This is a genomic window from Rhodoglobus sp. (assembly GCF_053580035.1).
This window is the reverse complement of the sequence record NZ_JBMDVL010000002.1, coordinates 250,866-264,191: the sequence shown is the minus strand read 5'-3', so window position 1 is coordinate 264,191 and position 13,326 is coordinate 250,866. Positions and strand designations below refer to the sequence as shown.

Genomic DNA, 13,326 nt, shown 5'->3' with positions numbered 1-13,326 from the left:
CAGCGTTAGCTAGTGTGAGAGCCCTGTGGCTCTGGTGACCCCGAGCTAGCTGGCCGGGGTGAGCGTGATCGGCACGCGCGGATTTCCGTCGCCCGTATCGAATTGGATGATCGGCCCATCGTCAGCGCACTCGTACGGTGCAGAATTGATGGGCGCGCTCGAAAGGAACTCGCCGAACAAATCGGTTCCGTCCATCGTGATCCCCGAGACTGTCACCGACACCGCGACGGCGCTGACGTCATGCGACGTGCTGATTTCCGTTTCCGTAGCCGTGTAGTCACCGGTCACGTTTCCGGTAATGCTGCCAGTGCCATCAGCCCCCGCAACCTGCACGAGGATGGCGAACTCTGGGGTGTAGACATAGCCAGTGTCAGAAAAGGAGAGCCCCGTGCCGCCCTCAACAGAAATGTCGACATTGTCGTTCGATTCGCTCACAGCCGAATAAAACGCCTGCATCTGGTCCTGTTCGATGTACCAGTCACCGATTAGACACGCTGGAGCACTCGCTGACTCCTCTTCGACAGGCGCAGCGACGCTGGCTTCCTCTTCAGCCTCGGTGTCCGTCGTGGCTGCTTCTGGCGCTGTGCACGCACTCACCGCGCCGATACTCATCAGGCTCAGGGCGACAATCGCGAGCATCCGACGCGACTCTGTACTCATTTTTGCTCCTCGGCGGTGGGCTGACCGTGCCAAGCATAGTGAGCACTCCGATCGCTACTGTGAGTAGTTTTTACCTAGTGCGTAGCAGCGCTCGAGCCGCGACATCCACCACTGAGTACGCTCGGGGTTGGCAGCCCAGCGGGTAAGGAGTGCCTCCTCGGCATCCACGCGTCGCACTTCAATGCGACCGGCCCGGGCACGCAATGGTGACGACGTGACATCTGCCGCCAACAGGGATGCCGTAGCGAGACCGCAGTCGTATTCAAGGGTGTCAAGCGCGGCTGCCAGATGGGCTCCCATCGCGAGCCCCACTGACGTTTCGAGGGCGCTAGAAACCACAATGGGGAGTCCGGCTTCTGAAGCGACGCTGAGTGCGCGAGAAATGCCTCCAGAAGGCTGCGCCTTGACGACAAGCAAGTCGGCGGCACCGGCACGAGCCACCGCAAGTGGATCTTCAGCTTTGCGCACACTCTCATCCGCAGCCACCGGGATTCCCATGTAGGCGATGCGGCCGCGCAACTCGCCGAGCTCCTCAACAGACGCGCAGGGCTGTTCCACATACTCAAGGTCGAACTTTGCGAGTGCATGAACAGCACGCTCAGCCTCATCGACCGTCCACGCCCCATTCGCGTCGATGCGAATGCGACCTTCTGGTCCCATCACGCGACGCACTTCGGCTACGCGTGCCACATCATCCGCGAGCGTGTGCCCCGGTTCGGCGACCTTCACCTTGGCAGTTCGGCAGCCGTCGAAGCGCTCGAGAACCGCTTCGACCAGTTCCGCGTCAACCGCGGGAACCGTCGCATTGACAAAAATATGGTCGCGGAGCAGCGGCGGAGTCTCATTCCACGCGTAATCAATCGCGGCCAAGAGCCACGTGCTCGCCTCCGCGTCGTCGTACTCCACGAACGGGGAGAACTCGGCCCAACCCTGGGGCCCGCGAAAGAGCAGCGCTTCACGCTGATCGATACCGCGAAAACGCGAAGTCATCGGAAGGGACACCACACGTGCGGTGTCGAGAATTTCGTTCACTGTGGGGAACATGTCTCTAGTCTGACAAGTTCTCGCGTCGGTTAGGGTAATTGCGTGACTAATCCGGGAGATATCGAGCGCATCGCGACCAAAGTTGTGCCGTATTACGTCGTGGGCGTTGTTGAAGAAGAACCCGAAATTTCGAGCGAACCTCCCGAGCCAGACAACGTTGACGACAGCTATCTGGTGCGGCCCAAACGCCCAACCTGGCTTGGTTTCGTCGCCGCCGCATTAGGGCTTGCCACTCTCGTACTCCTCATCGTCGCAATGGTCATGAGCATCCAAGGCAGCCTTGTCGCCGGAACCTGGCTCAGCTACAGCACGATCATCGTGTCGATCTTTGGCATCATTACCGCGGTTATCAGCCTCATTCTTGGTTACCAGCGTCGTTGGGCAGCCTTTGGGCTCGCCATGGCCATCCTCGCCAATCCGCTCGCACTTCTCACGGTATTTCGCTTCTTCGGTAGCTAGGGTGGAGCCATGGCGCTGGTTTCAGAAATTTTTGACGAAAAGTTGTGGCGATCAGTCGCTGGATTCGATGACCTTACGGATATCACCTATCACCACGATGTGACGGGAACGATCGCGCGTATCGCCTTCGATCGCCCAGAGGTGCGCAACGCATTCCGCCCGCACACCGTCGATGAGCTCTACCAAACGCTCGATGACGTGCGTCAGAATCCGCGCATCGGCGTCGTGCTGCTCACCGGCAATGGACCAAGCGAAAAAGATGGCGGCTGGGCGTTCTGTTCCGGCGGCGACCAGCGCATTCGTGGTCGCGCGGGCTATGAGTACGAGGGTCAAGAGGGGGCAACGAACCCCGCCGCCGCTGGAGAGGTTTCTGAGGAGGATGCTGCTGCCGCGGCAGGAAAGCGCCGAGCCGCCGCAGGCCGCCTCCACATTCTCGAAGTGCAGCGCCTCATCCGCTTCATGCCGAAGGTGGTTATCGCCGTTGTTCCCGGCTGGGCTGCCGGAGGAGGCCACTCACTTCACGTCGTCTGCGACCTCACCATTGCCAGCGCCGAACATGCCCGCTTCAAGCAGACGGATGTCGACGTCGGCTCGTTCGACGCCGGCTACGGCAGTGCATACTTCGCCCGCCAGGTCGGCCAAAAGTTTGCCAGAGAAGTCTTCTTCTTGGCCCGCGAGTACGACGCTCAACGTGCCCTCGATGCGGGAGCGATCAACGCCGCAGTGCCGCACGCCGAGCTTGAAGCGACCGCCTACGAATGGGCACAAACGATCATGACCAAGTCGCCCACCGCCATCAGAATGGTGAAATTCGCCCTCAACGCTGTTGACGACGGACTCGTCGGCCAACAAGTTTTTGCGGGAGAAGCCACCCGATTGGCCTACGGAACGGATGAAGCCGTCGAAGGCCGTGACTCGTTCTTGGAAAAGCGAGCCCCCGACTGGTCGCCATTCCCCTGGCAGTACTAACGACGCACAACAGCCGAGTCAACGCCGACTCTGCGACCCGACGCACTCGAGCGAAGACGCACGGGAGCACAGCAACGACACCCTGGAGACAACACCGTGACACGAGAACTCTGGTCAATTGATGCGCGCGACCCCCGCAAAGTGTGGGCTGCCCTAGTGCCAGCACTCGAAGGAACGGGGGCTGCGATTCTGCCGCACCCTGCCTCCCCCTCTGGACTGCCAGAGACAGTCCCCGAGAACGTTGCGGTCGTCGTAGAGACAAGCGGATCGACCGGCCGACCCAAGCGCGTGATGCTCAGTGCTGCCGCGCTGAGGGCGAGTGCTGAGGCATCCGATGGCCTACTTGGCGGCCCTAGACAGTGGTTGCTTGCCGTGCCAGCTCACTACATCGCAGGAATCAATGTTCTTGCGCGTTCGCACTTTGCGGGAACCGTGCCGGTGATGATGAAGCCAACAGGATTCTCTGCCGAAGCTTTTGTGGCTGCCGCCGCTGAACTCACCGCCGAGCGCCGATTCACCTCCCTCGTTCCCGTGCAGTTGGCGCGACTGCTCGAGTCAGAAGAAGCCATTGCGGCCCTCGCGAGCTTCCAGCGGATTTTGGTTGGTGGCCAGTCAACTCCGATCTCGTTGCTCACCGCAGCCCGTGCTCACGGTCTCGCAGTGACAACAACCTACGGCTCAAGCGAAACCAGCGGTGGTTGTGTGTGGGACGGCGTTCCGTTGCCCACCGCACAAATGAGGCTGGTGGATGATCGCATTGAACTTGCTGGCCCCATGCTTGCCGATGGCTATCTTGACGATCCTCGCCGCAGCGCATTCTCGTTCCGGGTGCACGACGGCATCCGCTGGTATCGCACCGATGATGTCGGCGAAATTATCAACGGAGTACTGCGAGTTCGTGGCCGCGCTGACGACATGATCATTTCCGGGGGAGTGAAAGTATCGCTCACCGAGGTCGAGACTGCCGTTCGCGCGTTGCCGGGTCAGAGTGCAGCCGTTGTGGTTGCCGCACCGCATCCGGAATGGGGCGAATCGCCAGTGGTCGTGACGACGACAGCAATTGATCTGGATGCCCTGCGACAGTCAGTTGCCGCGCAACTTTCGGCGGCAGCGGCGCCAGCCCGGGTGATGCTTATCGATGAGATTCCGATGCTCGCAACGGGAAAACCCGACCGGCTGGCCTTAGCGTCAGTCGTGCTTAAGTAGAATCCCACCGTGGCCTCTCCTAAACAGCAACGCATCGACCCGAAGACCGTCGCGCCGAAATCGAGCTCCAAATCGGCGAAAAACACGAGCGGTCGCCCCGGCGGTCGCCCGCCAAAAGCGCCCAAAATTGCCAAGGCAACCGCACGCGACTGGATTGGCGGCGCACGACTGCAAACGTTGCCGCTCGCGTTCGCACCCGTAGCGCTCGGAACAGCAGCCGCCTACGTTTTGCCCCACGAAGAGGATGGTGCCGGCTGGCACTGGCTGCGGGCACTGCTGTGCCTGATCGTTGCCGTTTCGCTCCAGATTGGCGTGAACTTCGCCAACGATTACTCCGACGGTGTTCGCGGAACCGACAAGAACCGCGTAGGGCCTCGACGCCTCACCGGCTCCGGCGCTGCACGCCCCCGTGCCGTCATCACGGTCGCGTTCGTCTGGTTCGGTATTGCTGCAATCGCCGGACTCATCATCGTGATTCGCAGCGAACACTGGTGGCTTCTCGCTGTCGGAGCCCTCGCGATTCTCGCCGCCTACTTCTACACCGGCGGAAAACGACCCTACGGCTACCTCGGTCTCGGTGAAGTATTCGTCTTCATCTTCTTCGGGCTTGTTGCCACGGCAGGAACCACCTACGTGCTCGCAGACACTGTGACACTTGAGTCGTGGTTGGCGGCCGTCGCCGTCGGTCTGTTCGCCGTTGCCACTCTGATGGTCAACAACATCCGAGACATTGACCAAGACAAAATCGCGGGCAAGCGCACCCTCGCCGTGCTCATCGGCAACATGCCATCGCGCATCTTCTACGTTGTGGCGATGCTCGTGCCGTTCGGCATCCTGGGCATCTACACGCTGCTCTACGTCAACGCCTATCTGGTGTACTTCGTGCTGCTCGTCGCGCTGCCAGCCTGCGTCATCGTGCTGACAGCAAAGACGGCATCCGAATTGATACTGGCACTGCGCCTCACCGGGCTCACCGCGTTGCTGTTCGGGTTGGGACTAGCCTCAGCGATCGCTTTCTAGGCCGCTGCTCTCGGCACCGAGGTCTGCTGCGGCATCTTCAGCATCACGGTCGGGGTCGTGGCTTGGGCCAGCGCGTCGCGCCACAATATCGAGGGCAACGGCATCGCGAAGCTTGCCAAAGAAGATATACGAGATCGTGAATCCGAGGATCGCGGCGATGAGGGCCGAGAGCCACCAATCGACGCTCGCGACCATCAGCAGCGCAAAGACTGCCGCGAAGATTCCGAGCCGCAAGAGTGAGTAGATGATCCAAGGTTTCACGCCAACAGTCTAGGCTCGCATCCCGCACGCAGCCTGCGAGCGTAGAATGGGCATATGCCTCGTCTACTGGTAGTTCTTGCTTTCGCGCTCGTCGCGGTGGACGTGTTCGCAATTGTCGATGTAATCCTTACCGATCGCAGTCGCGTTCGCGCAATGCCCAAGGTGTTGTGGATTCTCGTGATCGTACTTCTTCCCGTTATCGGAGTCGTGTTGTGGTTCATGCTCGGCAAGGCACGTAGTGCAACCGCTGGCCGCACCCGCACGCTAGCGCCAGACGACGATCCCGATTTCTTGCGCAACATGCGCCTCAAAGAAGAACAAGATGAACGCATCCGCCGCCTTGAACAGGAACTAGCAGATCTCGACGATGACGATAAGACCAACTAACTCTCCGGCCACTAATTTCTCGGTAGCCCTTCTCGAAGAGTTCGTTCGTCTCGGCGTTCGAGACATCGTACTGAGCCCTGGTTCGCGCTCGCAGGCGATTGCGCTTGCTGCCGCCGAATTCGAGAAACAGGGACTACTGCGCTTACGCGTGCGCATTGATGAACGTGTCGGTGCTTTTCTTGCACTGGGGCTTGCTGTCGAAACTGGTGCCCCCGTGCTCGTGGTAACGACGTCAGGCACGGCGGTCGCCAACCTGCACCCCGCCGTTCTTGAGGCGCACCACTCTGCGGTCCCGCTCATCATTATTAGTGCTGACCGCCCCGATTCTCTGCGGGGCATTGGCTCCAACCAGACGACGCAACAACCGGGTATTTTCGGTAGCGCCGTGCACCACACGTGGGATGTCGAAGCACCGACCGGTGCCGCAGGCGAGATGGATGCTGCGACACAACTCGCGCGCGATGCTGTCGCCGCCGTTAATGGCCCCGTGCATCTCAACCTCTCCTTCGATGAACCGCTCTCTGCACCCTTCACCTGGTATCCCAGTGATGATGCCGTAGCGCCAGAGCCTGCCAGCACCCGCGAACCTGTTTTTCCTGACCTCTTCAGCGACCTCGATCCCGTCGTGGAAACGACTACGCAGCGATCACCCGGCGCCCCAACGACAGCAGCACTCAGCCCGGCCCCAGCGACTGTCGTGATCGCCGGAACCGGTGCTGGCCCACGAGCTGAGCAGGTTGCCCGCGAACTAGGCGCGCCCCTCATCGCTGAAGTTTCCAGTGGAGCGCACTTCGGCCCCAACCTTGTTGTCGCCTACCGCGAGCTACTCAACACCGCCAACTTCGGTGACCGAGTGGCGCGCGTTATCGTCTTTGGGCACCCGACGTTGAGTCGCGAGATTCCGGCGCTGATTCAGCGTGCCGGAGTTCAGACCATTGTGGTGCGGCATCCGTCTGCCGATGACTACAATCCCGGTCGTTGTGTTCGACTCTTCGTCGACGAGGTCTCTGTCTCTGGCGAAGCTACCGACAGGGCTTGGCTCGGCCGTTGGGTCACCTCGAGCCGTCAGCTTCTCGAGACCGAAAGCATCGCTCCCGATATTGATGCGGATGCTCGAACCCATGCCAAGTCAGAGCTTGCGATCGTGCGCACGCCCGTCGACCGGCGGATGCTCGCCGACGCCGTCTGGCGGGCAACTTGGCCTCACGACCGACTTGTTCTTGGGGCGTCGCGGCTGATCCGCGAGGTGGACCGCGTGGTTCCTGGCAAGAAGATCTCTGTGCACGCGAATCGTGGGCTTGCCGGAATTGATGGAACGATTTCTACGGCTCTCGGCATTGCACTGGCTAGTCAGGCCGAACCCGGGAACGAGGGAGTTACGCGTGTTCTTCTCGGAGATCTCGCAATCTTCCATGATGTCGGTGCTCTCATGTTTGGCATGGGGGAGCCACGGCCACGCATCCAGGTCATCGTTGGCAACGACGACGGTGGCACGATCTTCGATGTGCTCGAAGTCGCGAGCCAGGCAGGCGACAGCTTCGACCGGGTGTTGTTGACACAACAGAATGCTTCGATCGAAGCCCTTGCTGTGGCGTACGGCTGGCGCTACGTGTCGGCGACCACACGCGGCGAACTTGATCAGGCTCTCTCCGCGCATCCCGAACCCACCATCATCGAGGTTCCTCTTAGCCGCTAGCGGTGTGCCGGGTAATCTTGGGCGTATGAGCACACTCACGCCTGTTTCCCCCGTTTTTGAGCTAGCGAGCATCGACCCATCTTCGACTCCCGGGTTCGACGGCGACAAGAAGGATGCAGAAAAGAAGCTCGAAAAGAATGCCGAGCACCTCGCTGAGTTGCAAGAGCGCCTCTTCGCCGAGAGCAAGTTCGGTGGTCAACGGCGAGTGCTTCTGGTGCTTCAGGCGATGGATACGGCGGGCAAGGGCGGAATCCTGCGTCACGTCATTGGCGGGGTTGACCCGCAGGGCGTGCAGATTCACGCGTTCAAAGCTCCCACTGACGAGGAGAAGTCTCACGACTTTCTGTGGCGCATCCGAAATGAATTGCCCAGTGCGGGCAACATCGGTGTTTTTGATCGCTCGCACTATGAGGACGTACTGATTCACCGAGTGCGCGGATTCTCCACCCCGGAGGTCGTAGAAGAGCGTTACGGGATCATCGAAGAGTTTGAAAACGAACTTGTTGCCAACGGCACGACACTCATCAAAGTCATGTTGCACATCAGTGCCGACGAGCAGAAAGAGCGCCTGCAAGAGCGACTCGATCGGCCGGAGAAGCATTGGAAGTACAACCCTGGTGATGTGGATGAGCGACTGCTGTGGTCGGAGTATCAGGAGGCGTACGAGATTGCGATCCGGCGCACGACGACGGAAAGCGCACCGTGGTACGTCGTGCCGGCAAATCACAAATGGTTTGCACGTTTGGCTGTCCAACAGCTGTTGCTTGACGCCCTAGAGCGGCTCGATCCGCAATGGCCAAGCGCTGACTACGACGTTGAGGCCGAGAAGGATCGCTTGGCGGCAAGCTAGGAGCTCTCGTGCAAGCTGCGGTCGTCGACGTGGTTTAGCCGAATGCCTCAACGATGGGACGGAATTTGAGTTCCGTCTCGGCGAACTCCTTCTTCGCATCGGAGCCGGCAACAATGCCTGCTCCGGCATATGCGGTGATGCGGGTGCCGTCGACTTGCGCACAGCGCAATGCGACCGCCCATTCCCCGTTGCCGTGGGAATCGACCCAGCCGACCGGGCCGGCATAACGACCGCGATCAAAGCTCTCGAGTTCGCCGATGATCCGGATCGCGTCTGGCGTAGGGGTGCCAGCCACTGCGGCTGTCGGGTGCAGAATCTCGATCAGGTCGAGTGCACTCGATTGCTCAGTTAGCTGCCCCTCGATGTCGGTCGCGAGATGCCACAGGTTGGGAAGTTGCAGCGCGAAAGGGGTGGATGCCGCAAATAGTTCGCTGCTCAACGGCTGTAGGGCATCCATGACGCTGGCAAGCGCGAGCGCATGTTCTTTCTGATCTTTGGGTGATCCCGAGAGGGTCGCGGCGGCTCGCCCATCGGAGATTCGGTCGTCGCCGCGCGCTGCGCTGCCCGCGAGGACGCGGGCGCTGACCGTGCCGTTGTGCACGCGAACGAGTGTTTCTGGGCTGGAGCCGATGAGTCCGTCGACGGCGAAGGTGAAGGTGTCTGGATAGCGCTTGGCGAGGGCTTCGAGGGGAACTCGTAGATCTGTTGCGGCGGGAAGGGTTGCGATCTGGTCGCGGGCGATCACGATCTTGGCTGCGTGACCTTGGGAGATTTCGCGCAGGGCTGCTCTGACGGTGCTGATGAAGCTCTTGGCGCTCGTCTCGCCCGGGGTGAACGAGATGCGTACTGGTTCTCCGTGAGGCGTACTGGGAATCGTGGCAAGAACATCGGTGCTGCTGGGAAGCCCTCCGCCTTCTCCAACGGTGATCGAGGTGACCCATTCGATGCCGCCTCGGCTTCCGATGATGATCCGCGGAATGATGAGAACGCTTGTGGCCGTCGATGAATCGGCGAAGGCGAAGCTTCCAAGCGCGACGAGGCCAGTGCCTGCCCGTTTGACGCTGTCATGAACAATCGCGGTGCGAGATAACTCAGCCCAGGTTTCTGCGGCTTGGGTGAATCGGTCTTTGCCACGGAATTCGAGACGTAGGAGTTCGCCGACGCCCACGATTCCTTCACCGTCACGAACGAAGGCGAGGGGAAAGTCGGGAGCTACCCAATCGAGGATGTCGCCGATCGCCGCACTGGGGCGCGTAACAACTGTCAGTGGTTCGCGCGGGTTAGTCATCGTCTGCGTCTCGCTGGGTGCCGGGAACGGGCTGCCCTGGAGCCCAATAGTGCCTCACAAGTATCAGAGTACCTGTCAGTTGAGGCGCAGGAAGTGAGCATCCGCTCTGAGCGCCCTAGACTAAAGGGGTGGGTAAGGCTGACATGAATAAGCGACCGGACGACGTGGCCGGCATGTTCGATGGTGTCGCAAAACATTACGACCGCACAAACACTGTTTTGTCGGCCGGAAACGCAGTACTTTGGCGGGCTGCCACAGTGCGAGCAGTTGCGCCAGAGCCGGGTGAACGCATTCTCGACATTGCTTCAGGCACCGGCACTAGCTCGGCGGCGCTGCATCGCAATGGCGCCAGAGTTGTCGGACTCGACTTTTCCACAGGCATGGTCGAACAGGCGCGCAAGCGTCACAAGAAGATCGAGTTCATTCAGGGCGACGCTGAAAAGGTACCGTTCGGCGATAACGAATTCGATGCTGTGACGATCAGTTTTGGCCTGCGTAACGTGAATGATCCCCGCATTGCGCTCTCGGAGATGTTCCGCGTGCTTAAGCCGGGTGGGCGTCTCGTCATCACCGAATTCTCTAAGCCACCCGTTGCCATCATCCGTGCCGGGTACTTCACGTACTTGAACCGAGTGATGCCGATCATTGCCGATCGCTCGAGTTCCAACCCTGAGGCGTACACCTACCTCGCGGAGTCGATTCGCGAATGGCCAGATCAGGGAGAACTGAGCCAGTGGATTCGGGCTGCGGGATTCACTAGGGTTGCCTACCGCAACCTCACCGCGGGCATCGTTGCGATGCACCGCGGCCACAAACCTGTTGATGAAACGGTTCTCGCGTCGGTTGCCAAGCGCAAAGACCTTGCCACCCGGCCCATCAAGACCATCAAAAACGCCAAACCGAAGCCGTAGCGCTTCGCCAAAGAAATCGGTTGATAGTGAACCCGAGCGTTCCGTCTGCTCGCCGCAGCAATACTCTTAGTTCCTCATTGGGGCTGGGAGAGAAGCTCTTCGCCTCGAGCGATGAGCGTCGGTTTGCTGCCGCCATCGAAGAGGGGCTTGAGCAGGTCGAAGCTGGCTTGCTCTCCCACATGAAATTCGCTGATGAGATTGCGGATGCCACGAGCCGCTACCTGCTCGAAGCTGGCGGCAAACGCGTGCGTCCCGTGCTCACTCTGCTCACAGCCCAATTGGGCACTGGCAACAATCCCGATGTTGTTACGGCGGCTCAGGCAGTAGAGATTACTCACTTGGCCTCGCTCTATCACGACGATGTGATGGATGAAGCGCAATTGCGCCGCGGAGTGCCGAGCGCCCAAAGCGTGTGGGGCAACTCGGTTGCTATTCTCACCGGTGATCTCCTGTTTGCGCGGGCGAGCAAGCTTGTGGCCGGAATGGGCGAGCAAGCGCTCCTGCTGCAGGCGAATACTTTTGAGCGACTTTGCCTGGGGCAGTTGCATGAGACGCTTGGCCCGAAGCCGGGAGAGAACGCTGTCGATCATTACCTTCAGGTTCTGGCTGACAAGACGGGTTCGCTCATTGCTACCGCTGCCGAAGTTGGTGTGATGTTCTCGAATGCTCCTGAGGAGTACACGGCTCCTGTGCGTAACTTTGGCGAAAAGATTGGTGTCGCTTTTCAGCTCATCGACGACGTCATCGATCTTTCTGCTGAGACGGGTAAGACCGGCAAGAAGGCGGGAACTGACCTGCGCAGTGGAGTTGCAACGCTCCCGCTGTTGTACCTTCGTGAGCTCGCCATAACCAATAGAGAAGCCGCTGACTTGCTCACTCGAATCGAACGTGACGTCAACGCAAACTTCTATGGCGAGGGTGACGATGCTGCACTCGATTCCGCGGTGACCGAACTGCGAGAGCACTCGGTGACGAAGAAGACTCTGGATGAAGCTCGTCGGTGGGGCCGCGAAGCAGTAGAAGCACTCGCACCTTTGCCTGACGGTCCTGTAAAGAAGGCCCTGACGCGCTTTGCCGACAGCGTCGTCGAACGCTCAAACTAGAACGCCACACTCGCCCGCGCCCGGGCGCACCGAGATGAACGGAAACTACAGCACATGAGCAAGCTCAGACTCGCCATTGTTGGTGCAGGCCCCGCTGGAATTTATGCGGCAGACATCCTGCTGAAGGCTGAACGCCAATTTGAGGTCTCCATCGACCTGTTCGAGCAGCTTCCGGCGCCGTATGGACTTGTGCGCTACGGTGTTGCCCCCGATCATCCGCGCATCAAGGGCATCGTCAATGCGCTGCGCGACGTGCTCGACACTGGCAACATTCGCCTCTTCGGCAACGTCACTTATGGCCGCGACATCACACTTGACGACCTCAAGAAGCACTACAACGCTGTCATCTTCTCTACGGGTGCTGTTCGGGATGCCCCACTTCCGATTCCCGGAATCGATCTGCCGGGCAGCCACGGCGCCGCCGACTTCGTCAGCTGGTACGACGGTCACCCCGATGTTTCTCGAGAGTGGACCCTCGATGCGAAAGAGACCGCGGTCATCGGCAACGGAAACGTCGCCCTCGACGTCGCCAGAATACTCGCTAAGCACGCGGATGACTTACTGCCGACCGAGATCCCCGCCAACGTGTATGACGGCCTCAAATCGAGTCCAGTGACCGACGTGCACGTCTTTGGGCGTCGCGGCCCGATGCAAGTAAAGTTCACCCCGCTTGAGCTCCGCGAACTCGGAGAACTCGACGACGTTGACCTGATTGTTTACGAAGAAGACTTCGACTATGACGAAGCATCGAAAGCGGCCATCGAGTCAAACAAACAAATCATGGTACTCGACCGCATTTTCACGAAGTGGCGCAGTGAAGAAAAAGGCAACGCCTCACGTCGTCTGCACTTGCACTTCTACGCCGGGCCCGTTGAAGTGCTTGGCACCGACCGTGTTGAGGGTTTCCGTTACGAGCGCACCACGCCAGACGGGCAGGGCGGCGTTGTCGGCACCGGCGAGTTCCGTGAGGTCGCGGTGCAAAGCCTCTACCGCGCTGTTGGCTACTTCGGGTCGGCACTCGACGGCATCCCATTCGATGACCACCGCGGAGTCATCCCCAACCGCGAAGGTCAAGTCATCGACGACAACGACGAGCCAGTTCACGGCGTCTATGCGACTGGCTGGATCAAGCGCGGCCCCGTCGGACTCATCGGCCACACCAAGTCAGACGCGATGGAAACCATCAAGCACGTCATGAACGACCAAGCCAACTGGTGGAGCCCCGAGCAACCAGACGAGCAGGCGGTCGTCGAACTCCTGAAGAGCCGTGACGTCGACTACACCAACCTGCAGGGCTGGCAGCTGCTGGATGCTCGCGAAATCGCTCTGGGAGAGCCCGAGGGTCGGGCGCGCATCAAGCTCGTTGACCGCGACGACATGATCGCCGCGTCGAAAGCCACCGACGCGAACTAGTTCGACCTGTTTCCGCTCGTGGTGCTCCTGCTTGGCAGTGCCGCTGCTTGGCGGTGCCG

At 60.2% G+C, this 13,326-nt stretch carries 14 protein-coding genes; 10 read left to right on the top strand and 4 right to left on the bottom strand.

Annotated elements, in window-relative coordinates:
* Positions 1–45: 45 nt before the first annotated feature.
* Both ACOH1Z_RS10570 and ACOH1Z_RS10565 read right to left on the bottom strand, forming a co-directional pair.
* On the bottom strand, positions 46–660 hold the full coding sequence (locus ACOH1Z_RS10570) for a hypothetical protein (RefSeq protein ID WP_449648451.1): 615 nt from the start codon (positions 658–660) through the stop codon (positions 46–48).
* Positions 661–714: 54 nt separating this feature from the next.
* Positions 715–1,704, bottom strand: coding sequence for an o-succinylbenzoate synthase (locus tag ACOH1Z_RS10565; protein ID WP_449648450.1), 990 nt, complete (start codon positions 1,702–1,704; stop codon positions 715–717).
* A 42-nt stretch (positions 1,705–1,746) separates the two neighbouring features.
* Here ACOH1Z_RS10565 and ACOH1Z_RS10560 point away from each other — a divergent pair, with 42 nt between their 5' ends.
* The 4 genes from ACOH1Z_RS10560 to ACOH1Z_RS10545 all read left to right on the top strand — a co-directional run bounded on the left by ACOH1Z_RS10560 (position 1,747) and on the right by ACOH1Z_RS10545 (position 5,358).
* Positions 1,747–2,163 carry a 1,4-dihydroxy-6-naphthoate synthase gene (locus tag ACOH1Z_RS10560; RefSeq protein ID WP_449648449.1) on the top strand — a complete coding sequence of 139 codons (417 nt, stop codon included), beginning with the start codon at positions 1,747–1,749 and terminating at the stop codon, positions 2,161–2,163.
* A 9-nt stretch (positions 2,164–2,172) separates the two neighbouring features.
* Complete coding sequence (locus ACOH1Z_RS10555) at positions 2,173–3,132, top strand: 1,4-dihydroxy-2-naphthoyl-CoA synthase (RefSeq protein WP_449648448.1); 960 nt, start codon at positions 2,173–2,175, stop codon at positions 3,130–3,132.
* A gap of 96 nt (positions 3,133–3,228) precedes the next feature.
* Positions 3,229–4,338, top strand: a complete 1,110-nt coding sequence (locus tag ACOH1Z_RS10550; RefSeq protein WP_449648447.1) for an AMP-binding protein — start codon at positions 3,229–3,231, stop codon at positions 4,336–4,338.
* 9 nt (positions 4,339–4,347) lie between these two features.
* Positions 4,348–5,358: a 1,4-dihydroxy-2-naphthoate polyprenyltransferase gene (locus tag ACOH1Z_RS10545; protein ID WP_449648446.1), complete on the top strand. Its 1,011-nt coding sequence runs from the start codon at positions 4,348–4,350 to the stop codon at positions 5,356–5,358.
* Here the strand turns inward: ACOH1Z_RS10545 and ACOH1Z_RS10540 are convergent.
* On the bottom strand, positions 5,341–5,619 hold the full coding sequence (locus ACOH1Z_RS10540) for a DUF4229 domain-containing protein (RefSeq protein ID WP_449648445.1): 279 nt from the start codon (positions 5,617–5,619) through the stop codon (positions 5,341–5,343). The two genes, ACOH1Z_RS10545 and ACOH1Z_RS10540, sit on opposite strands and share 18 nt — an antisense overlap.
* A gap of 54 nt (positions 5,620–5,673) precedes the next feature.
* On the opposite strand from ACOH1Z_RS10540, the gene ACOH1Z_RS10535 reads away from it, so the two are divergent.
* From ACOH1Z_RS10535 to ACOH1Z_RS10525, 3 genes are read left to right on the top strand one after another with little or no spacing between them, the layout of a single operon-like run.
* The gene (locus ACOH1Z_RS10535) at positions 5,674–6,006 is read left to right on the top strand and encodes a PLD nuclease N-terminal domain-containing protein (protein ID WP_449648444.1); all 333 of its coding nucleotides are present in this window, start codon (positions 5,674–5,676) and stop codon (positions 6,004–6,006) included.
* Complete coding sequence (gene menD, locus ACOH1Z_RS10530) at positions 5,987–7,702, top strand: 2-succinyl-5-enolpyruvyl-6-hydroxy-3-cyclohexene-1-carboxylic-acid synthase (RefSeq protein ID WP_449648443.1); 1,716 nt, start codon at positions 5,987–5,989, stop codon at positions 7,700–7,702. Before ACOH1Z_RS10535 ends, menD begins: the two co-directional genes overlap by 20 nt.
* A gap of 25 nt (positions 7,703–7,727) precedes the next feature.
* Positions 7,728–8,552 (top strand): polyphosphate kinase 2 family protein, encoded by an 825-nt coding sequence (locus ACOH1Z_RS10525; protein WP_449648442.1) that lies wholly within the window; start codon positions 7,728–7,730, stop codon positions 8,550–8,552.
* A gap of 34 nt (positions 8,553–8,586) precedes the next feature.
* Here the strand turns inward: ACOH1Z_RS10525 and ACOH1Z_RS10520 are convergent, their stop codons facing one another.
* Positions 8,587–9,840: an isochorismate synthase gene (locus ACOH1Z_RS10520; protein WP_449648441.1), complete on the bottom strand. Its 1,254-nt coding sequence runs from the start codon at positions 9,838–9,840 to the stop codon at positions 8,587–8,589.
* Between the two features lie 128 nt (positions 9,841–9,968).
* Between ACOH1Z_RS10520 and ubiE the strand changes: the two genes are divergently transcribed.
* The 3 genes from ubiE to ACOH1Z_RS10505 are packed head-to-tail and all read left to right on the top strand — an operon-like array spanning position 9,969 to position 13,267.
* Positions 9,969–10,751, top strand: a complete 783-nt coding sequence (gene ubiE / locus ACOH1Z_RS10515) for a bifunctional demethylmenaquinone methyltransferase/2-methoxy-6-polyprenyl-1,4-benzoquinol methylase UbiE (protein WP_449648440.1) — start codon at positions 9,969–9,971, stop codon at positions 10,749–10,751.
* 26 nt (positions 10,752–10,777) lie between these two features.
* Entirely contained in the window at positions 10,778–11,854 is a 1,077-nt protein-coding gene (locus tag ACOH1Z_RS10510; protein WP_449648439.1) for a polyprenyl synthetase family protein, read from the top strand.
* 54 nt (positions 11,855–11,908) lie between these two features.
* Positions 11,909–13,267, top strand: coding sequence for an FAD-dependent oxidoreductase (locus tag ACOH1Z_RS10505; RefSeq protein ID WP_449648438.1), 1,359 nt, complete (start codon positions 11,909–11,911; stop codon positions 13,265–13,267).
* Positions 13,268–13,326 lie beyond the last annotated feature (59 nt).